The sequence below is a fragment of the Streptomyces sp. NPDC047042 genome (assembly GCF_040644035.1).
Lineage (GTDB): Bacteria > Actinomycetota > Actinomycetes > Streptomycetales > Streptomycetaceae > Streptomyces.
This window is the reverse complement of the sequence record NZ_JBEYVP010000032.1, coordinates 114,863-137,447: the sequence shown is the minus strand read 5'-3', so window position 1 is coordinate 137,447 and position 22,585 is coordinate 114,863. Positions and strand designations below refer to the sequence as shown.

General features: G+C 67.1%; 18 protein-coding genes and 6 pseudogenes. 14 read left to right on the top strand and 10 right to left on the bottom strand.

Annotated elements, in window-relative coordinates; genetic code table 11:
* Positions 1-289 (top strand): annotated as a pseudogene (locus tag ABZ855_RS33310) (hypothetical protein); the annotation flags it as partial.
* A 311-nt stretch (positions 290-600) separates the two neighbouring features.
* On the opposite strand, the pseudogene ABZ855_RS33305 reads toward ABZ855_RS33310, so the two are convergent.
* Positions 601-915 (bottom strand): annotated as a pseudogene (locus ABZ855_RS33305) (hypothetical protein); the annotation flags it as partial.
* 1,436 nt (positions 916-2,351) lie between these two features.
* Between ABZ855_RS33305 and ABZ855_RS33300 the strand changes: the two are divergent.
* Positions 2,352-3,035 (top strand): hypothetical protein, encoded by a 684-nt coding sequence (locus ABZ855_RS33300; protein WP_360813257.1) that lies wholly within the window; start codon positions 2,352-2,354, stop codon positions 3,033-3,035.
* Between the two features lie 45 nt (positions 3,036-3,080).
* A complete protein-coding gene (locus ABZ855_RS33295) occupies positions 3,081-3,284 on the top strand; it encodes a hypothetical protein (protein ID WP_360813262.1) in 204 nt (67 codons plus the stop codon).
* Here ABZ855_RS33295 and ABZ855_RS33290 read toward each other — a convergent pair.
* Both ABZ855_RS33290 and ABZ855_RS33285 read right to left on the bottom strand, forming a co-directional pair.
* Positions 3,227-3,486: pseudogene (locus ABZ855_RS33290) on the bottom strand (transposase); the annotation flags it as partial. The gene ABZ855_RS33295 and the pseudogene ABZ855_RS33290 overlap by 58 nt on opposite strands.
* A 157-nt stretch (positions 3,487-3,643) precedes the next feature.
* Positions 3,644-7,477: a hypothetical protein gene (locus ABZ855_RS33285; protein WP_360813256.1), complete on the bottom strand. Its 3,834-nt coding sequence runs from the start codon at positions 7,475-7,477 to the stop codon at positions 3,644-3,646.
* Positions 7,478-7,707: 230 nt separating this feature from the next.
* On the opposite strand from ABZ855_RS33285, the gene ABZ855_RS33280 reads away from it, so the two are divergent.
* From ABZ855_RS33280 to ABZ855_RS33270, 3 genes are all read left to right on the top strand, one after another.
* Positions 7,708-8,355 (top strand): hypothetical protein, encoded by a 648-nt coding sequence (locus ABZ855_RS33280; RefSeq protein WP_360813255.1) that lies wholly within the window; start codon positions 7,708-7,710, stop codon positions 8,353-8,355.
* 321 nt (positions 8,356-8,676) lie between these two features.
* Positions 8,677-8,934, top strand: coding sequence for a hypothetical protein (locus ABZ855_RS33275; RefSeq protein ID WP_360813254.1), 258 nt, complete (start codon positions 8,677-8,679; stop codon positions 8,932-8,934).
* A gap of 16 nt (positions 8,935-8,950) precedes the next feature.
* Positions 8,951-9,403: a DUF6193 family natural product biosynthesis protein gene (locus ABZ855_RS33270; RefSeq protein WP_360813253.1), complete on the top strand. Its 453-nt coding sequence runs from the start codon at positions 8,951-8,953 to the stop codon at positions 9,401-9,403.
* A gap of 313 nt (positions 9,404-9,716) precedes the next feature.
* Here the strand turns inward: ABZ855_RS33270 and ABZ855_RS33265 are convergent.
* A pseudogene (locus ABZ855_RS33265) lies at positions 9,717-9,932 on the bottom strand (helix-turn-helix domain-containing protein); the annotation flags it as partial.
* A gap of 298 nt (positions 9,933-10,230) precedes the next feature.
* Here ABZ855_RS33265 and ABZ855_RS33260 point away from each other — a divergent pair.
* On the top strand, positions 10,231-10,539 hold the full coding sequence (locus tag ABZ855_RS33260) for a hypothetical protein (protein ID WP_360813252.1): 309 nt from the start codon (positions 10,231-10,233) through the stop codon (positions 10,537-10,539).
* Positions 10,540-10,858: 319 nt separating this feature from the next.
* Complete coding sequence (locus ABZ855_RS33255) at positions 10,859-10,999, top strand: hypothetical protein (RefSeq protein ID WP_360813251.1); 141 nt, start codon at positions 10,859-10,861, stop codon at positions 10,997-10,999.
* Here ABZ855_RS33255 and ABZ855_RS33250 read toward each other — a convergent pair.
* The gene (locus ABZ855_RS33250; RefSeq protein ID WP_360813250.1) at positions 10,984-11,616 is read right to left on the bottom strand and encodes a TetR/AcrR family transcriptional regulator; all 633 of its coding nucleotides are present in this window, start codon (positions 11,614-11,616) and stop codon (positions 10,984-10,986) included. The two genes, ABZ855_RS33255 and ABZ855_RS33250, sit on opposite strands and share 16 nt — an antisense overlap.
* A 299-nt stretch (positions 11,617-11,915) precedes the next feature.
* Here ABZ855_RS33250 and ABZ855_RS33245 point away from each other — a divergent pair, with 299 nt between their 5' ends.
* From ABZ855_RS33245 to ABZ855_RS33235, 3 genes are read left to right on the top strand one after another with little or no spacing between them, the layout of a single operon-like run.
* Positions 11,916-12,530 carry a dihydrofolate reductase gene (locus tag ABZ855_RS33245; protein WP_360813249.1) on the top strand — a complete coding sequence of 205 codons (615 nt, stop codon included), beginning with the start codon at positions 11,916-11,918 and terminating at the stop codon, positions 12,528-12,530.
* Positions 12,527-12,919 carry a VOC family protein gene (locus tag ABZ855_RS33240; RefSeq protein WP_360813248.1) on the top strand — a complete coding sequence of 131 codons (393 nt, stop codon included), beginning with the start codon at positions 12,527-12,529 and terminating at the stop codon, positions 12,917-12,919. Before ABZ855_RS33245 ends, ABZ855_RS33240 begins: the two co-directional genes overlap by 4 nt.
* A gap of 38 nt (positions 12,920-12,957) precedes the next feature.
* Positions 12,958-14,121 (top strand): FAD-dependent monooxygenase, encoded by a 1,164-nt coding sequence (locus ABZ855_RS33235; protein WP_360813247.1) that lies wholly within the window; start codon positions 12,958-12,960, stop codon positions 14,119-14,121.
* Positions 14,122-14,584: 463 nt separating this feature from the next.
* Here the strand turns inward: ABZ855_RS33235 and ABZ855_RS33230 are convergent, their stop codons facing one another.
* Both ABZ855_RS33230 and ABZ855_RS33225 read right to left on the bottom strand, forming a co-directional pair.
* Positions 14,585-15,004 (bottom strand): VOC family protein, encoded by a 420-nt coding sequence (locus tag ABZ855_RS33230; RefSeq protein ID WP_360813246.1) that lies wholly within the window; start codon positions 15,002-15,004, stop codon positions 14,585-14,587.
* Positions 15,001-16,152 (bottom strand): annotated as a pseudogene (locus ABZ855_RS33225) (IS256 family transposase). The gene ABZ855_RS33230 and the pseudogene ABZ855_RS33225 overlap by 4 nt, the downstream one beginning before the upstream one ends.
* 111 nt (positions 16,153-16,263) lie before the next feature.
* Between ABZ855_RS33225 and ABZ855_RS33220 the strand changes: the two are divergent.
* Entirely contained in the window at positions 16,264-16,521 is a 258-nt protein-coding gene (locus ABZ855_RS33220) for a hypothetical protein (protein WP_360813245.1), read from the top strand.
* A gap of 449 nt (positions 16,522-16,970) precedes the next feature.
* On the opposite strand, the gene ABZ855_RS33215 is transcribed toward ABZ855_RS33220, so the two are convergent.
* The 3 genes and pseudogenes from ABZ855_RS33215 to ABZ855_RS33205 form a co-directional block, all read right to left on the bottom strand.
* Positions 16,971-17,267: a hypothetical protein gene (locus tag ABZ855_RS33215; protein ID WP_360813244.1), complete on the bottom strand. Its 297-nt coding sequence runs from the start codon at positions 17,265-17,267 to the stop codon at positions 16,971-16,973.
* 120 nt (positions 17,268-17,387) lie between these two features.
* A complete protein-coding gene (locus tag ABZ855_RS33210; protein WP_360813243.1) occupies positions 17,388-17,522 on the bottom strand; it encodes a hypothetical protein in 135 nt (44 codons plus the stop codon).
* Positions 17,523-17,742: 220 nt separating this feature from the next.
* Positions 17,743-17,946: pseudogene (locus tag ABZ855_RS33205) on the bottom strand (hypothetical protein); the annotation flags it as partial.
* A 1,161-nt stretch (positions 17,947-19,107) separates the two neighbouring features.
* Between ABZ855_RS33205 and ABZ855_RS33200 the strand changes: the two are divergent.
* Together ABZ855_RS33200 and ABZ855_RS33195 are read left to right on the top strand one after the other, a co-directional pair.
* Positions 19,108-20,355 (top strand): hypothetical protein, encoded by a 1,248-nt coding sequence (locus ABZ855_RS33200; protein WP_360813242.1) that lies wholly within the window; start codon positions 19,108-19,110, stop codon positions 20,353-20,355.
* A 1,427-nt stretch (positions 20,356-21,782) separates the two neighbouring features.
* Complete coding sequence (locus tag ABZ855_RS33195; RefSeq protein ID WP_360813241.1) at positions 21,783-22,382, top strand: L,D-transpeptidase family protein; 600 nt, start codon at positions 21,783-21,785, stop codon at positions 22,380-22,382.
* The last annotated feature ends 203 nt before the right edge of the window (positions 22,383-22,585 follow it).

Genomic DNA, 22,585 nt, shown 5'->3' with positions numbered 1-22,585 from the left:
CATCACGAGCGCACTACCGGGAACCGACGAGCGGCCCGCGGGAACATTCCGTGAGCGGATCACACCCCGACGGGAACATTCCGTGAGCGCTGACATGCTGGACCAAGCCGTGAACGCCGGCCTGTGGTTCTCGGTCAACCCCGCCATGATCGCCTCCGCACAAGCCCAACGACTGCCGCAGGAGATCCCGCCCGATCGCGTACTCCTGGAAACCCACAGCCCCCTCACCCGCCACAACAGCAAACCGAGCCGCCCACCCGACCTCCTACCGCGGCTGGCCGCATCGTGATCCACGGACAAATACGGCGCACGGAACCAGCTCAACGCCAACCCGACGGTCTTCCTCTCACCGCCGACCGCGTCCCGAAAACCCGCATCCACTCCTCAACACCACTCTGACCAGCACAAATACACACCCAGCCTTTACGCCCCACCACCGCCTACAACAAGCCAGGAACCTCTCCACACAGAACCCACAACCCCAGCTCACACACCCTGAACTCCCCGCTCACACAGCCAATTCAGCCTCTCAGCCCATCAGCAACACTCCAGTTCAGCCGTCCTCCAGTACACCAACAAGCCCCCCTCTGAGCGTCAGCCGAGGGCCTGTCCGGTCTGCCAGGCCGGGCGGCGGGGGGCGTTGAGGCGGTGGGTGTAGCGGTGGCCGACAGCGGCGCAGGCGAGGGCGTGAGCGGTCTTGCACAGAACGCTTCGGGGGAAGCGGGCGGTAGCGTCCTGAGCGATGGCCCGGTTGCAGGCGAGGCAGCGGCCACGGCGCCGGGTGACGTGGGCCAGCTGCGCCAGCGTGGTGGTCTTGCCGGTACCCGCACCGGCCTGCAGGGCCAAGTGATCGCCGGCGCGCCATATGTGCTCAGCGGCAGTTCCAGCAGTGGAGTGACCCCGGGCAGTGCGCAACCGGTACTTGTATTGCCGCTCTCGGTCAGGGCGGAGTCGCAGCGGACGGCTCGTGGATTCGACCAGTTGACGGTGGGCTGCGTGGGTGTGGTGCCGACCTGAGTGGTGGTGAGGCTGTATTTGACCGTTGAAGAGTCAGCCAGCCCCACTGCTGGGACGTTGCGGTAGGACACCGTCCCAGGGGCGACCTGTCCGTCTGTGAGCGTCCAGTTTCCGCCCACGGGTGATTTTGTGTCGCTGTGCAGTTCGAGGTGCATGTCACTTCCGCCGCCACATTGAGGCTTTTGACCTGCCCCGTGTACTGGGTGGCTTCGACCTGAAGATCTTCGTTCTACGATCCTGAGCGAGGATTCAGGGTAGCGCTGGAGCTGACATAGAGGACAGCCGTCCCGAGCACCTCTTGCCGTGAGCCGCGAAGGGTGAACGTCACTTTCATTTCACGCAGACAGGCGCTCAAGCGTTCAAAATGCCAGTTCCCCGGGGCCGTGATGGCGCAGATGGCGGCGGCCTCTTGCGCGACAGCAGCGCCAGGAGCCCCGCTTATTGCGGATGCCTGCTTTGTGGTCCCCGCTATGGAGGTGCACGCGAGCACAGCACCGGCACGCCGTTCCGTCGATCCCGGAGCGGTTGGCGAGCAGGATTCCGTGGCCGAAGTAGCCTTTTCTGTTTTCGATGCTAGTGGCTCGTCCGTGGGGGTTAAGTCCTCCAGGGTACCCAGGAGGCGACCGTGAGCCGCCGAGGGGATATCTGGTCATGCATTGGTGACTGCCTCAGCGGGAAGGGATAAGAGAACAGCCAATTAGGGGGCCAGCCCCGCAGCCCATTTGCGTCTACTTTGCATGAATTGCCAATCACTTGGAGGTAGATGAATGGTGCACGAAAGATAGCCATGGGGATAATCGACGAGTCAACCGTCACTTCTGGCCAGCCAAAGCACCCGGGTACATTCCCGTATCGACGAAGCCATGCCGGTAGGTGCAATCAACCCGCGCTGCACGCCGGCGCCGACATCCTCTCCGAACCCAGGCACCAACGCTGCGTCGAGCGGCGGCTCCTGGTACCCCGCCAGATGTAGCCACGTAAACTGGGACCGGCCCTCGAACGAAGCCATGGTGCGCGATCCCGGAGAGACGACGGGTCAGCCCAGGGCGGGCTTGGCCGATGACCTCGGGGCATACTGCCCGAGTCGTTCTGAGCGCTGCCAACGGATCCGAGAGACTTGAGCGGGCAACCGGGTGACGGCGCAGCCGAGACGACCAGGGGCGGATTCCGGGAGCGGCGGCCGGTGGGACAGGATGGCCGAGCGATCAGGAAGCATCCCAGACCCGGGCAGCAGCATCGCGAGGTGCTGCTCAACAGCCGTTCGAGGCTGTGGGGCCGGTCGCTGTCCGCGCTGGCATAGTTGACCTTGCCGGAACGGCGGGGAAGGACGGGTCATGGTTGAGGAACTGGGGCGCTACCGGGCTGAGTTCGCCACGGGTACTGCCGCGGGGGTGGCGAAGCGTCGGTCTTACCGTGACCACGAGCGCAACGATATTGAACCCGACCTGCCCGGCTGGCCCCCTGGACCGGCCTTCGCGGTGCGGGGGTTCTTCGGCCGGCTCGGCCAGTACGTCCTTGGTGTCGTGACCGGGATCCTGATGCTGCCGCTGTACATCATCGCCGACGCTCTCGGCAGTCCCTCCTCGCCCGCAAAGCGGGGGAAGCTGGAGGAGCGTGAGAACGAGGTCGACGACTTCCCCGTCATATGGGCGGGCGTGGACGAGACGGCTCGTACGCTGCCTTGGCAGCTCGATCCCTCCCGGCGGCCCTGGCCCATGGTGACCGAGATCGAACTGGGCTCTGATGGGCTCGTGCAAATCACTGCGTACACGGACACGGCCCGGGGCAGCCGGTTCCTCTCCTGGGGCGGTGGTGAAAGGGTTCCGGGATCCGAGGTCGTCCTCTGGACGCTGCCCCGGAACGAAATCACCGGCGCGGAACTCAAGCAGTTCAGCATGGACGGGACCGACTTCACGATCTCCTTCCAGGACGGGTCGTGGGTCCGGCTGACATCAAACGGTGCACGGGAGATCGTGGCCCTCCTCGGCAGTCAAGCCCCAGCCGATTCTGCTTTTTGACGATCAACTGTCTTCGACGGGCCGCAGCTCCCAACCCTGGTCCTGATGCACTTCGCGGTCGCCGGGCGCGAGCACGAACTCGCCCTCAACCGGGTCCGCGACTACGCCGACACCCCCGGCGGACTCACCGCCAACCTGCGCGTCTCCAAGGTCCGCCCCCGGATCGTGCCCGTGCCGTACGGCTCCCGTTCCCCGTTCTCGTCGACGACCAGCACCGCGTCCTCGTCATGCAGATGTTCCACGACGTAGTCGCGGACATCGTCACGTCCGCGTCGGCATCCCAGGAGGCCCGACGCAACAAGTGCTGTATCCCGTGCGGGGTCTTCTCCCCGGCCCACTCGGCGATCGTCCAGCAGTTCCTGCGCGGCAGCCCCGCCAGCAGCCCCAGGACCAACCGCCCAGCCCTGCATCGAGTTTCAAACCTCGCGAAGCGACCCGCTATGCGTCCCATCAGGCCCTCGAAAGCCTCCCGCCAGCGAGCCGGATCTACGTTGTGACCTGCGGCCACCGTCTCATCGTCAGTCCACACAACTCACGATGATCAGCGGTGGCCGCGCCTATCCCCGCACCGGCTCCCACCAGCGAGATCACGATCTATAGCTGGAGTATTAGAAGCACGTCTTTCGAAATGGAACACCTGGAAGGTGGAGGCGCCACTCCTGTGGCGTCAGGCCCTCGGTGACGCGGCGACAGACGGTTCGTGCGGCTGTGTCCAGGGTGACGTCGTACGTCTGGAGCGGCGTGTGGGTGCCCGATGCGTAGAGCCTGCTGCTGTCGGCATTGAAGGTCAGTGCGTGGATGGTGTCGCCAGGGGTGGGCAATGGCGATCCGATCGGCTGGTGTGAGGCGGTGTCCCACAGTTGCAGGGTGCCCTCGTCTCCGGCGACAGCGAGAATTCTGCCGTCGGGAGAGTAGGCGAGCGCTGAGACGTACTGCGAGTGTGTGGTGTCGGAGGCTAGTACGCCGAGGCGTTGTGTGAGATGGCCTTCCCACAGCACGACGCGGCCGGACGTGTCCCCGGCTGCCAGATACCTCCCGTCCGGGCTGAACGCTGCCGCACTGGTCATGCCGGGTGCTTTGCTTGCAGACAGGAGAGTGCCGGACGGCAGCTGGTACGCGCGTCCTTGCTGGGACACGACTAGGTCGCCGTCAGGATGCAGCACCGCTCTGCCGGGGGTGCCGGGGATCAAGCGAGTCGTCGTGCGGCGGCGGAGGTCCCAGATACGGGTGGGTGCGGAACCGTAGCCCGGTATGTCCGACAGCAACAGCGAGCGATCCTGTGGCCCGAAGGCCACGTACGACGGTATGTCCGCGCCGAGTTCGTCGGCGTCCAGGGCCGTCGTGATCCGTCGGCGGGACACGTCATACAGAGCAATGTGTCCTCGTGGTCCGGTCGCGGGCTCGTAGCGCCTGACTCCGTAGGCGAGCATTTTTCCGGTGGAGTCGAGGTCCATGAGGACCGCGCAGTTGGCGAGTGGGTTGCGGTCGGGCATTGGGCACCTCACGGCGGGTGGTTCGGCCAGGGTTTTGCCTGTTCGCCCGTCGACGACACGGAAGCGGATGCGTTCGCTGTCGAGGTCCGGCACCGCGGTGGCCAGTACGGAGCCGTCCGGACTGAAGGTGCTCGCAAGGGAAGGCACGTCGGCCCAGCGGGGGGACACAGCCCGGCCGAGGGTGAGGGTGTGCACCGTGGGTCCCCAGGACTCCGCAGGGCCGCCGACGTACTGCAGGACACCCCTGCGGGCGTCCAGCCTGATCTCCTTCACGGTTTCTCCGGAGAGTCGGTGACGGTAGACCGGGTACTGGGGAACAGCGAGCCGCCACACGAGGATCTCCGAGCCGTCCGCGGCGGCCATGAACGAGCCGCCCTCGCCCAGCTCCACGATACTCAACCCGGGGTGCTCGACTTTCGGCAGTTCCCGGCCTGTCGTGATGTTCCAGGTGCGGAAGCCGGTGTCGTCGGCGACAGCGAGGTGGCTGCTGTCGGCGCTGAACTCGATCTGTTCCCGGGCACATTGACGCTCGGTGACTCTTGGGAGCCAAGGTACGGTCAGCCGGCGGTTTTTTGCGACGTCCCACAGTCGCAGCCGCTCTCCTGGGACACATACGGCGAGGTAGCGGTCGTCGGCGCTCAGTGTCGCGTCGGGGGCACCCGGGACTTCATCGTCCTGACCGCCACGGCGCTCTGTGCTGTAGTTGTAGAGGAGAGCTGAGAGGTTCTCCCAGGTCACGTCCCTGCGGTCGGCACGTCCATCGGTCACCTCCAGTTCGATCTGCAGGACTTTGCGCCGAGCCTGTGGCTCCCAGAGCTGGATGGCCAGTTGCGTGCCCTTCCTGTCGTACACGATCAGGAGGCGACCGCTCGGGCTCATCTCCACGCCACCGTCGGCGTCTGTCAGCGGAGGGCCGGTGGAGCGTCCGGCGGCGAGGTCGCGTACAGCCACCCGGTTGTCCACGAAGACCGGGAGCCACCCGGCGTCGGTCCGTGGCGGGGCCGCGACTTCCAGGCTCCGGCCCAGGCCCGGCAAGACGCCGATGCGCCTGCGGGTGGCAACGTCCCAGCGCGTCACCCGGTCCGCTCCAATGCTGATCATCGTGCTTCCGTCGGCGCTCAACCGCCGCATGGTCGCGGGGCTGCCGTCGGGATCGGTGAAGACGTCCTGCTCCTGCTCGCTCGCGGCGGCCAGCAGGGCGGAACTGGTCTCGGGCAGGTCGGCGACCTGCCACGCGGCGAGACTCATACGCATCGCGCTTTGAGGGTTGGACGGACGCAGGCTACCAGCGACGTTGGCGACGCGACGTGCCTCGGTTTCCAGACGGCGGCGTTCACTGGAACGGTTCTGCTGCCAGGCGGTGAGGGCGGCGACAAGACTGAGGACGACGAGGACAGACAGGGCTGCCATGCGGGTGTGCCGCTGGCGGCGGTGCCGGTTGCGTGCGGCGAGACTGGCGGTGAGGAACTGCCGTTCCGCCGGGGTGAGATCGTCCCGCTGTCCGGGGCCGGCCCAGTACTCCTCGGCGACGGACAGGCGCACTCCCCGGTAGAGGGAGCCGGGGTCCTGGCCGAGTGTCTGCCAGGTGTGGGTGGCCTCGGTGAGGTGGCGCTGGGTGCGCAGCCGGTCGCGGTCCTCTTCGATCCACGCGTGAAGCCGCGGCCAGGCGGACAAGACAGCTTCGTGGGAGAGGTGGACGGTGTCCTTGTCTAGGGTGACCAGACGGTCGTGGGCCAGACGGTCAAGGACCAGGTCGGTGTCGGACACGGCGGCGGGGCCCAGCTTCGTGATCTCGCCGCGGTCGGCCGGACGGCGGGTGTCCTGATTCCCTTGGCCGGGCGTCACCAGACGCAGGAGGATCCGCCGGGCGGTCTCGGCCTGTTCTGAGGTGAGGTGGCCGTAGAAGTCTTCCGCCGTGCGGGCGATCGCCCCCTGGATGCCGCCAGCGGCATCGTAGGCCGCCTCGGTCAGGACCCGGCCGCTGCGCCGACGCCAGGTTTCCAGCAGGGCGTGGGACATCAGGGGCAGGCCGCCGGCTTCGTCGGCGACTTCCCGGATGATCCGGGTGGTCAGGGTGCGTTCGACGACGAGCCCGCCCAGTGCGGCCGGCCGGACGATGGCCTCCCGTAATTCTTCGTGGTTCATGGGCGGGACCAGCACCGTGGCGTCCGGGGCGGCCTCGGCGATACGGCGGTGGCGGGTGAGGTGGCCGTAGAAGTCGGCCCGGACGGCGACCACGACGCGGACGCCCTGATGAACGGACCGCAGGTCGCACAGCAAATCAAGGAAGCGGGTCCGCTCGGCCGGATCGGTGCAGAGCGTGAAGACCTCCTCCAGCTGGTCCACCACGATCACCGTGCCGGCCGGGGCCGCCTCGAGGGCCAGGATCCCGGCATGTGTGCGGGCCGGGCTCGGCCCGGGGGTGAGGACGCGGATCGCGGCAGGCCGGTCCTGCCCGGATGCGGTCCGCTGTATCCGGGCGATCAGTCCGGCGCGCAGCACAGAGGACTTGCCACTGCCGGAAGGCCCGGTCACCACCACCAGATGCTTGCGGCCGACCAGGGCCACCAACTGGTCGACGAGCCGGTCCCGGCCGAAGAACCGCTCGTGATCGGCGATACCGAAACGGGCCAGACCCCGGTACGGCGGCTCACTGCCGTCCTCGGCCCCGCGGGCCTGCCGGGACACTTCCCGCGCGGTCTCGCGCCAACGCCGCTCCCACTCCGCATGGTCACCACCGCACGCCCCGGCATAGGCCAGGGCGATGGACAACGACGGCAGCCGGTCCCCGGCCGCAGCCTGCGCCAGGGTCGCAGCAGAATAGTGCGCCGTGCCCGCCATCACCCGGTAGGTGACGCCACCGGCCTCCTGCCGCAACTTCCGTAACTCATAAGCGAACCGCGCGACCGGCCCCTCCGCCGGATCCAGCGGCCGTTCCCGACGCCCCATGACTCCCCCGTCACTGCACCTACGTGCCTCACCCGACGCTAACCCCTGCCCCTCGGCATCCCCAACACCCGCTCAGCCAGGGCCTGCAGATTGTCCAGAGTGGTGAAAGGGACCTGCCAGACAATCCGCCGGCCGTCAAAGCTCATGTCCGGCGCCTAACAACTGATGGGCGCATCGATCGAAGCCGGGGCCTCCCCGGGCCCGTGCTCCGACGTAACGAGGGAGAAGGTATGCGTGGCATTTCAATGCTCGGTGACCGCCTGTTGAGTGTGGTCGCCCCCAACACCGGCGCTCACACGCGGTCGTCCGGAGCTCTGTCCTTCCTCGGGGCGATCTTCGCCGCTATCGCCTTGTGCGCGGCAGCGATCTCACCGACAGCCGCCGCAACGTCCACCGCCTCGCGCTCCCTTTCCCCCACCTCCGCGCAGGGAATCGGCGTCGGAACCTGGGTGGACGGCTTCCGGCCGCTCTACCAGTGCCCGGCCAGCGGCTGTAACCAGGGGCAGGCGTACCAGGGCAACGACCTGGCCGACGTGTGTACCTTGCAGGGTTGGGACCTGGTCTACAACCGCGCCAACGGCCACACCGGCTTCATCGCGCGGTCCAACCTCGGTAACGGCGCCCCCCGTTCGAATCAGGACTGCAACAGCGTCGGGCACAAGGGCGGCGTCATCGCCAACGATGTGATCCGTCAGTGCCCCAGCGCTGGGTGCAACGCGGGCCAGGCGTTCGTCGGAAACGACATCGCCGCTATCTGCTACGTCGGCCCCGCCTCGGCAAGGTGGGTCTGGGTCCTCAATCACGCCAACGGCCACGAGGGCTTCATCAGCCTGACACCCGGCACCCTCTTCTGGGAGGGCTCCATCCCCCCCTGCTAGAACCCCGCAGGATGCTCCAACGACTGCGGCCACGGGCCCCGCTTCTCCCTTCGGGAGAAGCGGGGCTCTTCGCTGCCAGGCACCCGACTGTGATGGCTACCGCAGTACGCATGGTCGAGTCGCCGGCCGCACGATCACCAGCACCTTGCGATAAAGCTCCGGCAGCACCTCGTCCCCGACCCTGGTGGTCAGTCGCACTCTCCAAGCAGCGAACGCCGGGCATGAGCAGTGACGTGTGGCCCCGTGCGCCTCGGCGCCCGGCGGCACTTCGTTCGTCAATTGCTGTTCTTTGCCAGAGCATGGTGAAGGCACAATTTGACCGTGAACTCCGATCTCTATCCCGACCTGGCCGCCGCGGGCAGCCTGGCCGCCGCCTTGGACCAGGTGGCGGCCGACCTTGGTGTCGATCTCGTGACCGTGCCCGGGGACTGGGGACCAGCCGTTTCGGCGGGCATCGCGGCCTTGGTTCCTGAACGTCGGCCGCTGTCCGTTCACATCGGAGCCGAGAGGCGCTGGTTCGGTGTTTCGGTTGGAGCCAGGGGATCGAACTCATCACGGAGCAACCCCCGATCTCGCTGACGTCGACCGGGCAGGTGTGGCGTGGGGGGAGGGCAAGAGTCTGCGGGAACTGCACGCGAAACTGCCGTTTCTGCACTTCAGCGAGCTTGCCGAGACTCACGAAAGCGGGCCGGCCGCAGCGGTTGACGTGAGCTGGCGTCTGCTGCGGGAACAGGCCGCCGATGCGCCGCACTTCCCGGAGTTCGGCCTGCTCGTGGATGCTGCCGAGACCGAACCGCGCCTGCGGCAGCTCTCCCCGATGTCCAGCCACTGGACGCTCGGGTTCAGCGCCTACCCCGGGCACAGATCCCCTGTGGTGGTGGCCATTGTCCCGTCCCGCGCCGGACGCCCCTACCGCGTTCAGCGGTTTCTTCACGAGGGTGTCCTCGGCGAAGCTGCCACAGCCGACGAGGCTGTCGCCTTGGCGGTGGCCCACCTCTCACCCAGCCTCGGCCCGGCTGCCGCCGGAAACGGCGAGTCACCTGCGTGATGCCCGCATCGGGAATGGGTGTAGCTCCTCTGAAGGGAGGGGTTGATCAGGCGTTTTGCCAGGTCCGATGGTTGGGGCGGGCGGCAGTGCCCGAGCGTTTGGGCGGGCGAGCGGTGGCCGCTGGCACGTGTTCCTCGTCAGCCGTGTCCTTGATAGCAGTCGCAGTCCGCAGCGACCGAAGAAGATCAGGTGCTGATCGGGTCGACCACAGTTCGGTGCAGGTCAAGGTTTCCCTTCAAAAGAGCTACACCTCAGGTGCGACCGTCGGACGCGATGAGCTATGTGGCCTCGTAGTCTTCAGGGCTTTCGAGGCCTAGCTCTCGGACAACTGCTGGTGGTCGGTGCGGTGTTGCTGCCGGTAGCGGCCGGCGGAGATCCCGTACTCGCGTTTGAAGGCGTTGGCGAACGCGTACGCGGAGCCGTAGCCGCTGCGCTGCGCGACGGCGGACAGTGGGGCGTCGGTCGTCTGGAGCAGGCGTGCCGCGGTGGTGAGCCGCCACCACGTCAGATAGGTGAGCGATGGCGGCCCTGGCCTCGGGGTTGTCATAGAGGAAGGTGCGCGAGACGTCTGCTCGGCAGGAGACGGCGGCGACGCCGACTGGGGTGGCTTCATAGGAGTGAGTACCGGCCCACCTGGGAACTTGGGCTCTAGAGGTGGTCGCAACAGCAGACCCTGACGGGTGTTGCATGAACCAAGCCGCGGCGGAACGAGCGCTGCCTGCGCACGAACCATACTCCCGACATCGCGCACGCCCAACGCTGGATCTTCCACACCCTGACCGGATCGCCCCCGAGTCTCGCGCACCCGGCCATCGCGACCGCCACCCATGCCCAACGCCAGCAGTACAGCGATTTCGCTGGCGCATCCTGCCAGCCGAGCCGACCTGCTCACTCACACCGCACGCACGATCCTCGACGAGCACGGTATCGACGAACCCGTCCAGTGGACGCCACAACTCGACGCCGCCGTCCTGCGCGGCCTCCGGCTGCCGGGACCGGACCCGGACAGCATCACCGCTGCCCAGCTCCACCAGACCGTCCCCGGCGGCGCCTTCTCCATCGCCCAGGTTGCGCAGGCTCTGAACACCACCACGGCACACGCCATCCGCCTGCTGTCCCGAACCCCGGTGGACTGAAGTCCGCCTCGTTTCCGCCGCACCCAGCACACGACCGCCCGCATCGGGCAATGGCAGACCTGGTACGAGCAAAACCGCCTCTCACTCCAGGACATCGCTGACCGCGAGGGGGGACGAACCTTGCCACTGTGCGCCTGGCACTGCTCAAGAAAACGACGTCCCGCTCGCCCGGCCGGCTCCCATCCGGGCCGCCCGCGAAGAAGATGAGGCATCCCAGCTCCCCCGGGAGCCAGCCCGGCTTCTGTCCGGGCACTGCGACTCATGCCGCGCCACACTCTTTCGACGCACCCTGCTCCACTACGCCTTCACCACCGGGCGCGTGCGCCGCGTGCGCGCCGACACCGCCCACGACAGCCTCGCCTCCCAGCGGGTGCTGGAGAAGGCCGGCCTGCACCGCACCCGCTCCGACGAAAACCTGCACTACTACGAGACCGAAGCGACCACTCAGGCAACCGCGTAGTCACCGAGGGCTGGTTCGAGGAGGTCGAACGCGCGGGCCGCCTCCCCGGTGACGATCTCGGCGATCTCGTCGTTGGTGTGCCCGGCCAGGGTCAGATCCTGGATGCGCCCGAACAGAACACGGTGCACGGCGCCGAGCAGCCCGGCGACCGTCCGGACGGTCATGTCGTCCGTTCGAACACCGACAGCCTCGGCCAACGCGTCGGCGAGCACGTGTTCGCGCCGGTCATGCAGGCCACGCAGGCACGCCGACAGGGTCGGGCTCTCGGTGATCATGCGGGAGAACGCCGGACCGGAGAACCCCGCGACCGGGTCCCGTGCCGTGATCACGGCCTCGAACGCACGGCGCAGGGCCGCGAGCGCGGACTCCCCGGAACGGCGGGAGGCCACGACATGCGCCAGCGTGGCGGCGAACTCGTCCTGGTGGTCGAGGGCCAAGTCCTCCTTGCGCGCGAAGTAGTTGGTCACCGTCTTCTTCGCGACCCGGGCGGCCGCGGCGATCTCGGCGATGGTCGTGTTCTCGAAGCCCTGCTCGATGAACAGCCGGGTGGCGTGGTCGGAGATCAGCTGTCGAGTCTCCTGCTTCTTGGTCTCCCGCAAGCCCAATGGGGCATCCATCTTGGCCTCCACAGAAAGAATCTTACTCTCGTAGTAAATTTATGTTGACACCACAGAGCGCCTTCAGGCAAACTTACCACTGTCGCAAAGTTCACCTGAAGGGAAGTTGGATGCGGAAGTCCGACCTCGGCAAGTCCCAGTCCGACCCGACGCTCGATGAGTTCCCCCTTCGCCGCCGCCACGGCGCGTGGCGACAGGCGCAGGTCCGCGCCATTCATTACTCGCAGCCAGCACCCAAGGCACACCGTGGCATTCCACGCGCCCGTGGCACCCGCTGACCCTCCCCCGGAAGGAATCCCTTGCGCACACTGACCTACTACGTCGCCACCACACTCGACGGGTACATCGCCGAACCCGACCGCACCGACCCCACAGGCAGCCTGTTCACCGTCGGCCAGGACTACCTGGCCCACATCGTCAAGCACTACCCGGAGACCCTGCCGGCAGGCGCCCGGGAGGCGCTCGGCATCACTGACCCGGGCACCCGCTTCGACACCGTGCTCGAAGGCCGCCGCTCATACCAGATCGGTCTGGACGCGGGCGTCACCAACGCCTACCCGCATCTGCGGCACCTGGTCTTCTCCCGCACCCTCGACCACAACCCCGACCCGGGTGTGGAGGTGGTCGCCACCGACCCGGTGGCGGCAGTCAGGGAACTCAAGGCCGAGACCACCGAGACCACCAAGGGCATCTGGCTCGCCGGCGGTGCCGAACTCGCCGGCGCTCTCTACCAGGAGATCGACGAACTCATCCTCAAGGTCAACCCGGTAACCGCCCTGGCCGGCATCCCTCTGTTCGCGGGCAGGACCGACGCCGCCCCACGCCGCTTCGCCTTGCGCGACAACGTCGTCCTCGACAGCGGAGTCGCCATCCTCACCTACACCGCCACGGAAACAGCCGGGAGACAACGATGAACATCACCGCCACGACCATCTCGCTCACCGTCGAGGACGTGACCGCGTCCCGGGACTTTCTCATCACCCACTTCGGCTACAAGCAAGCAAACGCCGCCGACGGCTTCGTCTCCCTGACCCGACCCGACACAACACCCAACGCCGCGGCAGCCGACATCGTGCTGCTGCGGCGCGGCATCGAGGTCCTGCCCGAGGACCAGCGTGACCAGCAAGTGGCCGGACTGATCCTGGCCTTTACCGTGACCGGCATCGCCGCCGAACACGAGCGCCTGCGCGCCGGGGGCGCCAACATCACTATGCCGTTACGCGAAGAACCCTGGGGTGAACGGCTCTTCCAGGTCACCGACCCCAACGGCATCGTGCTGCAACTCGTCGAATGGGCGTCCTGACGCTCACCGACCCCCCTTTGACCGAACGGAGAGCTGGAATGCGTGCGATAGTGATCGGCGGCGGTGTCGCCGGGGCTGCCACGGCGCGGGCGTTGCGCCAGACCAATGTCGAAGTGACCCTCTACGAGACGCACGAGGACCCGGCCGGGCCGGTCGGCTCGTTCGTCAGCCTGGCCACCAACGGGTTACGTGGCCTGGACGCGCTCGGCTGCCTGCCACAAATCCAGGCGGCCGGCGTCGATATCCCCAGGCAACGCATGTGGTCCGCCGGCGGGCACCTGCTGGGTGACGTGCCACGGGGCCGGCGGCGCAGCGACACCCTGCACAGCGTCACGCTGATGCGTGGCCGACTCGTGGCGGTATTGCGCGACGCCGCCGGCGCAGCCGGGGCGGAGATCGTGACCGGAGAACGGCTCACCGCCGTGACCGAGACACCGGACGGCGTGGTCGCCGAGTTCGCCGGCGGGAAGCGCGACACCGCCGATCTGCTGGTGGCGGCGGACGGCATCTGGTCAACCGTACGCGCACTGCTCGACCAGGACGCGCCGCACCCCGAATACGCCGGGCTCTACGCCGTCTCCGGCGTGTCCCGGATGGACGGTGTCGAGCCAGGCGTGTTCAACATGACCTTCGCCCGCAACGGCGCCTTCATCCACCTCGCCACAGGCGACGACGAGGTGTGGTGGTCGGCGCAGATCGCCGACCCGGTCGAACCGGACCGGAACGGCGTCAGCGACACGCACTGGCTGCGGCGCACCGCGGACCTCTACGCGAAAGAGGCAGTGCCCTCGGCGGTCATCGCCGCCACCACACACCTGCAGCCAACGGTGACCTTCCACGCGGTCGACCCGGTCCCGACCTGGCACGCCGACCGCGTCGTCCTGATCGGCGACGCCGCACACCCGGTCGGCGCCGGACAGGGCGCCTCGATGGCCATCGAGGACGCCCTCACACTCGCCACCGTGCTGCGAGCAGAGCCAACGATCCCGGCCGCGTTGACGGCGTACGACGCCCAACGCCGCCCACGCATCGTCAAACTCCTCGACGCCGCCGAGGACAACCGCTGCGTGAAGAAGGCCGGCCCCGTCAAACGGCGGTTGCAGGCGCTGCTGATGCGCGTGTGCGTGCCGCTCATCTACGAGAAGGCCACCGCGTGGCTGTACAGCTACGAACCCGGCGAGCCACAGAAGGCTGCCGCCTGACCGTGCCGTGCCTGCGAGACGTGGCGGCAGATTGCCCCGGCTCTGCACCAAGGCCCATTCAGCGTCTGGCACGCCGCGGATCAGCGGGACGGTACCAAGAGTCCGATAGCAGATGCGCTGAGCCTTGCCGATGCGCCTGCGCCATCCACGTCTCACGGCGAGGAAACGACGAGTTCTGAGATTGATCTTTGGCGACAGTGCGTAAGACAACTATGAAACCCCTGGTCGAACGAGATCAACATGTCACCCGTAGTGAGAACCTACAGTCAGCCTCCGAGCCGACAGGAATGGGTCTCGCTGGCCAGCACGATCGTGGGCGCAGGAATCGCCAACGCGTCGGCCGACCTCGCAGCTCTCGCATCGGCCCGACACGCTTGCCGTGTGGCCGTTCGGAACCCAGATCCCGACCCCCTACAGCACGGGCGCGCAGGAGTAATCGTCAAGACCTGTGGATCGGTTGGTCTCAGCTTCGTTCGGGTGACTTGATCGCGACGAGTTCGACCTCGAAGCCGTCGTCGTTCTCCAGGTAGGCGGCGTAGTGCTGTCCGCCGCCGGCGTATGGGTGCCGCTTGGGGAACATCAGATGCCAGCCGTGCTGAGCTGCGGTGGCCGTCAACTTCTCGACGGTGACAGCGTCTTCGACGTGGAAGGCCAGGTGGTTCAGTCCTGGGCGGCAGCGGTCGTGCTGTTCGGCGGTGAGGGCCGGGGACTGCTCGATGACCAGGTACGTCGGCCCGAGCCGCCAGCTGCGGCCGCCGTCCCAGCTCTGGAAGAGGGCGTAACCCAGCGCCTCCAGTAGCCAGCCGAGCGAAGCGAGCGCGCGGCTGAGGTCCGGCACCCACAGCTCGATGTGATGCAGCGTGCCGTGCGTCGGTCGGCTCATGCGGTCACCGCCTCGGGACGTTCGACGAGGTGGCCGTTGTTCGAAACGGGCTCCGGCGCGGACGAGCGCGACGAGGTGGGGTGCGTTGACCGCCCGCCAGCAGGCCTGGGCGGACTCGACGAGCTTGCAGACCATGGCAAGTGCGACGGCGGCACTGCCGGCGCCCTTGGTGACCTTGGTCCGCAGTCGTACCGTCGCGAAGGTCGATTCGATTCGATGGGATTCGTCGTGCGCAGAGGGATCCAGTGCTCGGCCGGGAAGTCGTAGAACGCCAGCAGTTCGCCGACATCATCGGTGATCTTCTTGCCGGCCTTGGGCCACTTCGCGCCGTACGTCTTGTCGAACGAGGCGACGGCCGTGACCGCGTGCTCGCGGTCCTCGGCGTCGTAGGTGTCCTGCAGCGCCTTGCGCGCGCCGGACTGGGCCGACATCGGCAGGGCGTTGAGGACGTTGGCCGTTTTATGAACCCAGCACCGTTGATGGCAAGTTTCGGGGAACACCTCGGCCAGGGCCTTCCAGAAGCCGAGTGCGCCGTCGCCGAGGGCGAGGACGGGGGCGCGCATCCCACGTCGGGCGGCATCGCGCAGCAGGTCGGCACAGGACTCGGCGGATTCGCAGTAGCCGTCGGCCATCGCGATCAGCTCCTTCGTGCCGTCCGCGCGCACGCCCATGACAACCAGGACCCAGGACTTGGCCTCCGCGAGTCGGATGCGCAGGTGAATGCCGTCGGCCCAGCCGTAGACGTGGTCGGACCCGGTCAGGCCGCGCTCTCCGAAGGCTTTGTGGTCGGCCTGCCACTGCGCGGTCAGCCGGGCGACCGTGGCGGGCGAGAGCCCGGCGGAGGAACCGAGGAACTGCTGCAGCGCCGGCACGAAATCCCCGCGGGACAGGCCGTGCAGGTAGAGGAGCGGCAGCACCACGCTGATCTTCGGGGACTTGCGGCACCAGGGCGGCAGGATTACCGAGGCAAACCTCTTGCGCTCCCAGGTCGCCTCGTCGACCCGATGGTCGTTCACCCGCGGCGCCCTGCAAGCGTTGACTTCAGCCTCAAGTGCGGCGGCCAGCATCCGTCGTGCGTCCTCGCGGACGATCTCGTCGATCAGGGCGCCGTTCGGGGTGGTGCCATCGGCATTGACTACGCTGAGCACGGGCGGGCCTTCCCGACCGACGTTCGCAGCGTCGGCCTACTCGGTGACCTTCAATCGATCACTCGGGAAGGTACGCCCTTCGCGCGCTCCCCGAGCCCCGATCCACAAGTCATGAGCATTGCTCGGCGCGCAGTGCGGGAAGCCCTCGAAGCCTGCACCAGCCTGCGATACGAGCTGTCGATCTGCGTGCCACGCTACGTGGTCGAGAAGTCCGACGATTCGTTCCGGCGGCTTCGCGGCCTGCGCGACGTGGTTGCTGACGGATTCAGCCGGGACTGCAGCGAGTACGTCACCGGACGGCATCGCTACGACCGCGCGTACCAGGCCCTTCGGGAAGCCATGCGTAGAGACCTCGGCGCCGATGCCTAACCTCACAGCCGGACGAAGAATCGAGCCGCACAGATCGCCACTGGCGTACGAGCGAGCGCCGTCCGGCCCGTGAAGGCAGACCTACCGCCAGTCCTGCCCCACAAGCAGCGGTGCCACGTACAGCCCCGTCGTTCTGGCGCCTGCCAGAAGCGGGCAGCTGTGAACGGGCTGGACGTTCTCCGCCGGTGGGGGTGGGTCGCTGGGACCTTGTCTGACCGGCTGTCCGGTCCAGCCGTCCCGAGCGGGACGGCCCGTCAAGGATCGAGCCGTGGCACATGACCGAGGGATCGGGGCTGCGCGCTGCGCACCCTGGACTATGACCTACTGCCGTCCCGCCAGAGTTTCCAATGGGTCTCCCGCAGCAGGGGACTCCAACTCCCCGCTCCGGAAGGCGTAGCGGCGCACCACCCGTCACTCCGGCCGTGGTCGGGCTCACGGCCGGGGCGCGGTCAGGGCGTGTCGCCGGAGTAGTAGAAGCGGCAGCTGACCCCGGGACCGGGTGTGCGGGGTTCGCCCGGGTGCGGGTCGTACAGCGACCGGCCGCCGGGGAACTGCCCGAGCTCGGTGGCCAGGGCCACCCCGTCGTCGACTTCCACGGTCCGCCATCCGTGGATGTCCAGCAGCAGTCCGTCCAGCGGACCGCCGACCAGTTCGGCGTAGGTCCGGTGCGGGAGCGGGCCCGGGTTGGGGTCGTCGTGGTCGTGGCCGTACACCCGGCCGCGCCTCAGCTGTTCGTCTCCGTTCATCTGATCAGCGTCGCAGCCGTCACTGACAACGGAGGTGCGGGCGGTGGGCCCGGCCCTGGTGGAGGCCGGACCCACCGTGCTCACCGTGCCTTCGGCAGCGCGGCCAGAGAACAGCGCTCCTCACTCCCGGCCGTTGCCGACGACCCGCGACACCGGCCCGTCGGCGCCGTGCCGGGCCGGCAGCGGCAGCGGCAGAGTCGTGGTCGCCGCGGTGAGCCTGTAGTTCACACCCCCGGACGGCGCGGGCGCGATCATGGAAGGCGGTCTCCCTCGTTGCCGGGGCCGCACGGCGCGGGGCGGGGGCGAAGACGAGCAGCACTGGCGGGAACGGCCGGTCAAGGGACGGCCCGGCGTAGGTCTCCAGCCGGTGGGGGCGCGGGGCCCGGGCGGCGTTGCCGCGCCCGGACGCAGGCGCGTTTCGGTAGGCGTCGTAGCGCTCCAGCTTGGCGACCAGGAGGGCGTAGGACATCGTGCGGTCGATCTCCACGAACGCGCTGGAGCCGTCGGCCAGCAGCACCACCCCGTCGGGCACCAGGTTCCCGGCCGGGGTCGGGTGGGCGACCTCCACCTGCCAGTCGGCACGGTCCGCCGTCTCCGGCCGGTGGAAGGCGATGACGGTGTCGACCAGGGCGAGACCGTCTTCCGGCAGGCCGGTCTTGCCGGCCGCGCGCTTCCCGGTGGCGTGGCCGGCCCTCGGTGCGAGGTCACCGGAGGCGGCGGCTTCGGCGAGCCCGGCCGGGGTGCACTACCCGTAGCTGTGCTGGACGCGGTAGGCGGGCCGACCAGAGCCGGGGATGCGGCGAGCAGGTTGCGCAGCGCGCGACGAACGTGGTCGGTGTCCTGCTGGTGGGGCAGCACCAGAGCCTTGAGCTGGCGGGGTGTGGCCAGGCGCAGCTGCGCGAGGGTGAGCAGGACCTCGCCGCGGATCTCCGCTCCGGCTTTCGCCGCCGCAGCCTTCCGGGCCCGGGACGCTTCTCCAGGTACATCAGTAGTAGGAGAAGTCGCGGCGGTGTCCGCCGGGGCCGGCAGAATGGGCGGGTTGGGTGCGGTGGTCATCGCGTCCTCGGGATTTTCCGGTCGTTCGCGGCCGGATCGGCGACAGGTCCAGCCCGCATGCGAAGTGACGCGGGACGGGGCCACTGTGCGAAGCCACCCCTTGGCCGCGACCTGACGGCCGCCGCCACTGGCTGTCCGTTTTCTCTGGGCCCGGCAACGGAGGGGCATTTATCCGTAAGGGGCTTTTATCCGTGACCGGTGTCACGAGCGCCATCCCGCAGCTCAGGATGCTGTCCACAGGCAACCCTTGGATACGGTTTGCCTCCTCACGCAGCCCGTCGACCCGACAGCGAATCCGCGAGCTCGTGCTGTTCCAGCAGTCCGACAACCGACGGCATCCGCAACGACGACATGACAGGTCACGACTCCCACGGACTCACCGCCCCTGCTCCCGACCAGTGAAAACGCCGTTCTCAAGTCCGGAAGAACAACAGCTTCTTACCGCCGCAGGCGGCGCCGGAGAGGAACGGTGCTTATGTCAATGAACACCCGATCGCAGGGTGTGTCCTTCCCGCTGTCGCCACAAGGCCGCAGTCATTCTTCGGTCATGATCAGTCAACCGCTCGTAGTCGTACAGGCGCCTGACGAACGAGGCTTGCGGGCAGTACGTGTCGGGGGTGGCCCCGTCGGTAGTGCCTGGTCTCTCCGGGAACTGCGAAGGCTCTTGCGTCGGGCCGGACTGCCGCGTGACTTCGACCTGAACGACTCCAGACATGTCCACTGGTTGGCCGACAGCGAACGCTGGCCCGACCGTCCATGGAGAAGGCGGGGTAAGGCCGTTGGCATGGCGCTGGGGCTCCTTGTGTCCGCCGCCGTACTGTTGCATGTGGGAATGGCGGACGCGTTCAATGCGCTGGCGTACGGCGGGCGTCTCATGGGAGTCGCTCTCATCGCCGCCGCGCTGGTTGAGCTCGTTGCCGTCCTTGCCCTGTTTGACTACTGGGGAAAAAGGACCATGCCGTACTCGGGCGCGGCGGTCCTTGTTGGTGTCGGCGCCGTGACCGGCACCGATCTGATGTTCCTCGTCATCCAGATCGAGGGCGGGGAGAACACCCCGTTCCTCTGGCTGTGGATCGGCCTGGCACTCTGGATTGCGTGGGCACTGTGGGTGCTGACTCAGCAAAATGTCTGGCGAGGGATCCCTCATCCACGCGGCTTCGCGCTGGGTGCTGTGGTGTCCGCAGTCATCGGAGCTGCCAGCCTCGCCTATTCCCAGATGTACATCCCGTATAACACTCCCGTGCAGGTCCCCTTTGGTGTCTCTTTCGGGACGCCGACTATGAGTGCGGACGGGACGGCCTTGCAAGTGCCGGCACATATCGAGTTCCGCAACTCCGGCTCCGTGCGAATTTACGTCGTGGGAACCATGTGGAAAGTCAATGGGTACCCCACAAAGTTCTCAGAAGATGATGGCAACATGAGTACCTGGAAGAATGACATGTGGAGCTACGGCTCTACGCTGCCGCACGTGATTTACTCCCCTTCTCGCATGCTGGGTACCGGGGACATCACGTCTCCAGGTTCCAGGCTCGACCCCGGCGACGATTTTTCAGTTGACGCCACAGTGGAGGTGCCCCTCAAGTCTGGCATGGGCCGCGTGGAGCTGAGCGCGGGCGTCTCTTTCATCAGGGCTGACAGATGCAAGCTGGGTAACAGCTACTCAGCATCCAAAGAGGCTTCCTGGGACACGGAATCTGAGGGCGGGAAACACATCTGGAACGCCCCGGGGTGGGTCGCGGCCCAGGGTGACGAGTTCTACCGTTTTCATTCGAGGATCTACCGTAGCAGCGAGGTGCTCAACATGACACACCGAGCCGACTATGCGACCGCCTGGTGGGTATTGCCAAAATGGAAGGAAGGAGATTTCTTCACCAAGGGCAGCACCAATCCTTACCTGACGGTTAACATCTCTCGTGATCCGGAAGGTGAGGAAATTCTCAACGATTCTGAACAGGAGCCGTACGGAATGAAGACCATGTGGAAACTGACAGACCGCACCATCGCTCAACTCATGGAAGCAGCCAAGAGATAAAAGCCCGCCCCTGCGACAGTTTCGGATCAATATGCCTCTGAGCTGCCCTGTCGTCCCCGAAGAGCGGTTTGCCTTCTTGTAGTAGTGAGCCGGGGCTGGGGATGTTCCGCCCCATGGCAGACGCCGGGCCGCGAATACCACCTCCGTGTCAGCTGCACGCCATAGCCACAGGTTGGCCAACCAGCTGGTAAGTCGTTCTCCTGATCGACCGTCACTGCCAGCACTCTCACCGACGCGAAGCAGACAGGTCGCACTGGAGAGACTCAGGATGCGCGCCACCAACCCGACCCAGTTGGCGCTGTGCCCGCACAGTTCGTCGTGTTCGTACCTCTCTTGAAGGCGCCGCGGCGGCGACGCATGGCGTGGGCGGTGCAGTGGACGACTTCGGCCGGGGTGAGGACTTTGAGGTCGCCGAAGACGTAGTACAGCGGGGTGGGCGCGTGGACCGCGGTGAATCGTCCCGGCCGGTCCGGGGCGTGGCGCTTCGGCGTCAAGACCTGGGCTGACCCTTACGGGCTGACCCAGAAGCTGCGCGAGGATCCCAACGGGCCTGGCGAGCTGTGCTTCGTGGTGCCTGAGTACCTGCGGGGGTACCTGCCGCTGCTGCGCCGGGTGGGGCGGGGCAGCGGGGCTCGTGTGCTGACCGATGCCGGCCCTCCTCAGCGCTCGCCGTCGGTCCGTGTGGCGACCCGGTTCTGGTGCCGACCTTGGATTTACTACTGGTCCTGGGCGGCTGCCCAACTTGCCAGGAACCGCAGGGCGTCCGTGGCCGGTGTGTCGGGATCGGCACTGTAGACAGTGACGGACAGTCCGTCGTCGCCGGGCAGGCCAGCATCTCGGGGTACCCCAGTTCACACATCGCGCGGCGCCAACGGCGGAACAACCAGGGACCGTTGACGGTTCATCTGTATGTGGCTGCGGAGGGGACAGTGTCCCCGGGCCTCACCCATAGCCCATGGGGAAGATCGTTCGGCTGAAGCCCCATGGAGCCTTTCGCCGCGAGGCGACCGCCCTCCGCACGCCACCACCTACGGCCCCGGCTGGCCTCCCCCGTCCAGCCGGGGCTTCGTGCTGCGCGGAAGGAACCGCCCGTTGTGTTCAGCATGCTGTCCAAGTTGCCGGCACCTCAGTCCCGACGCGTCCTCGAGCTGCTTCATCATGCCGACGAACGGCTCGACACCGCATGCACGTTCGGGCTCCACACCCCCGCGGTACCCATGGCGCCATCCTCGGCCCTCACCCCGACAGGCGACTCGAGGTCCCTGCAGCGGCCCTGATCTCTGTCCGGAAAGCGGTGTGACCAGCCCGGACAGCACCGGACTGTCCGGGACACCGGGCATCCCTTGCCGGACCGAACCGTGGCCAGCAGCGTTGATTCCGTCAGCGCAACCGTCACGAACCGCCACACACCACCTAGGAGTGTTCTCATGCGAAAGACCGCACAGCCCGCACACATCGTTCCCCTCGCGCTCGCCGCCGTCTTAGTCGGTGGCCTGACAGCCACCACAACTGCCCCGGCGCAGGCGCGCACCGAAACTCAGGCGTCCACCCAGGCAACCGACGCCTACTACCTGCGTTTCGACAAGGGTTCGGTCACGAAATCCCACCTCGAGCTGGTCCAGCGCACTCCCGGCCGCGACAAGGTGATCAAGACGTACCCAGCGGGCTCAGGCCAGGTCAAGGACACCTGTGCCGTCGGCAGGGGCTGGTTGCCCAACGCCGGGGCGAGCCGGCCGTACGCCATCGAGTGGCACCGCAAGAACTTCGACGGCATCATCAACGGCTTCGTCATCAAGATCTCCGACCGCAAGTGCCACAACGGCACCAAGCGCACCGAACTGTTCATCCACAGCGAGATGAAGCCGAACGGCAACGCGGGGACCATCGAGTCCGAGCGGTGGACCAACAGCAATCCCAACGACTACTACTCCAATGGCTGCATCAAGCTCAACCCGACCAACATCAAGGACCTGTTCAAGCGCCTGGACCGCATCGGCTGGCCGAAGAAGCTCTACGTGGTGAACTGACACGCGTCAGCTCCTTCGTGGTGCCCGGCAAGGCCCGTCGAGGGCCTTGCCGGGCACCATGTGTCTGCAGGTAGACCATGTTGAGACTGCTTGCGCCGATACAGCAGGGCTCGGCCAGCCGCTCCTCGCCTCGTTGTGGATCGGCGGCGCACTCAGGCCTTTTACTGACCTGCGCGTCGCTTCATGCCTACAGAAACGCCCTG

Bases quoted from the DNA above. Each gene is read 5' to 3' on its own strand.
- ABZ855_RS33300 (WP_360813257.1), top strand. From the start codon at position 2,352: ATGGTTGAGGAACTGGGGCGCTACCGGGCTGAGTTCGCCACGGGTACT.
- ABZ855_RS33295 (WP_360813262.1), top strand. From the start codon at position 3,081: ATGCACTTCGCGGTCGCCGGGCGCGAGCACGAACTCGCCCTCAACCGG.
- ABZ855_RS33285 (WP_360813256.1), bottom strand. From the start codon at position 7,477: ATGGGGCGTCGGGAACGGCCGCTGGATCCGGCGGAGGGGCCGGTCGCG.
- ABZ855_RS33280 (WP_360813255.1), top strand. From the start codon at position 7,708: ATGCGTGGCATTTCAATGCTCGGTGACCGCCTGTTGAGTGTGGTCGCC.
- ABZ855_RS33260 (WP_360813252.1), top strand. From the start codon at position 10,231: ATGCCCAACGCCAGCAGTACAGCGATTTCGCTGGCGCATCCTGCCAGC.
- ABZ855_RS33250 (WP_360813250.1), bottom strand. From the start codon at position 11,616: ATGGATGCCCCATTGGGCTTGCGGGAGACCAAGAAGCAGGAGACTCGA.
- ABZ855_RS33240 (WP_360813248.1), top strand. From the start codon at position 12,527: ATGAACATCACCGCCACGACCATCTCGCTCACCGTCGAGGACGTGACC.
- ABZ855_RS33235 (WP_360813247.1), top strand. From the start codon at position 12,958: ATGCGTGCGATAGTGATCGGCGGCGGTGTCGCCGGGGCTGCCACGGCG.
- ABZ855_RS33230 (WP_360813246.1), bottom strand. From the start codon at position 15,004: ATGAGCCGACCGACGCACGGCACGCTGCATCACATCGAGCTGTGGGTG.
- ABZ855_RS33220 (WP_360813245.1), top strand. From the start codon at position 16,264: ATGAGCATTGCTCGGCGCGCAGTGCGGGAAGCCCTCGAAGCCTGCACC.
- ABZ855_RS33215 (WP_360813244.1), bottom strand. From the start codon at position 17,267: ATGAACGGAGACGAACAGCTGAGGCGCGGCCGGGTGTACGGCCACGAC.
- ABZ855_RS33210 (WP_360813243.1), bottom strand. From the start codon at position 17,522: ATGATCGCGCCCGCGCCGTCCGGGGGTGTGAACTACAGGCTCACCGCG.
- ABZ855_RS33200 (WP_360813242.1), top strand. From the start codon at position 19,108: ATGGCGCTGGGGCTCCTTGTGTCCGCCGCCGTACTGTTGCATGTGGGA.
- ABZ855_RS33195 (WP_360813241.1), top strand. From the start codon at position 21,783: ATGCGAAAGACCGCACAGCCCGCACACATCGTTCCCCTCGCGCTCGCC.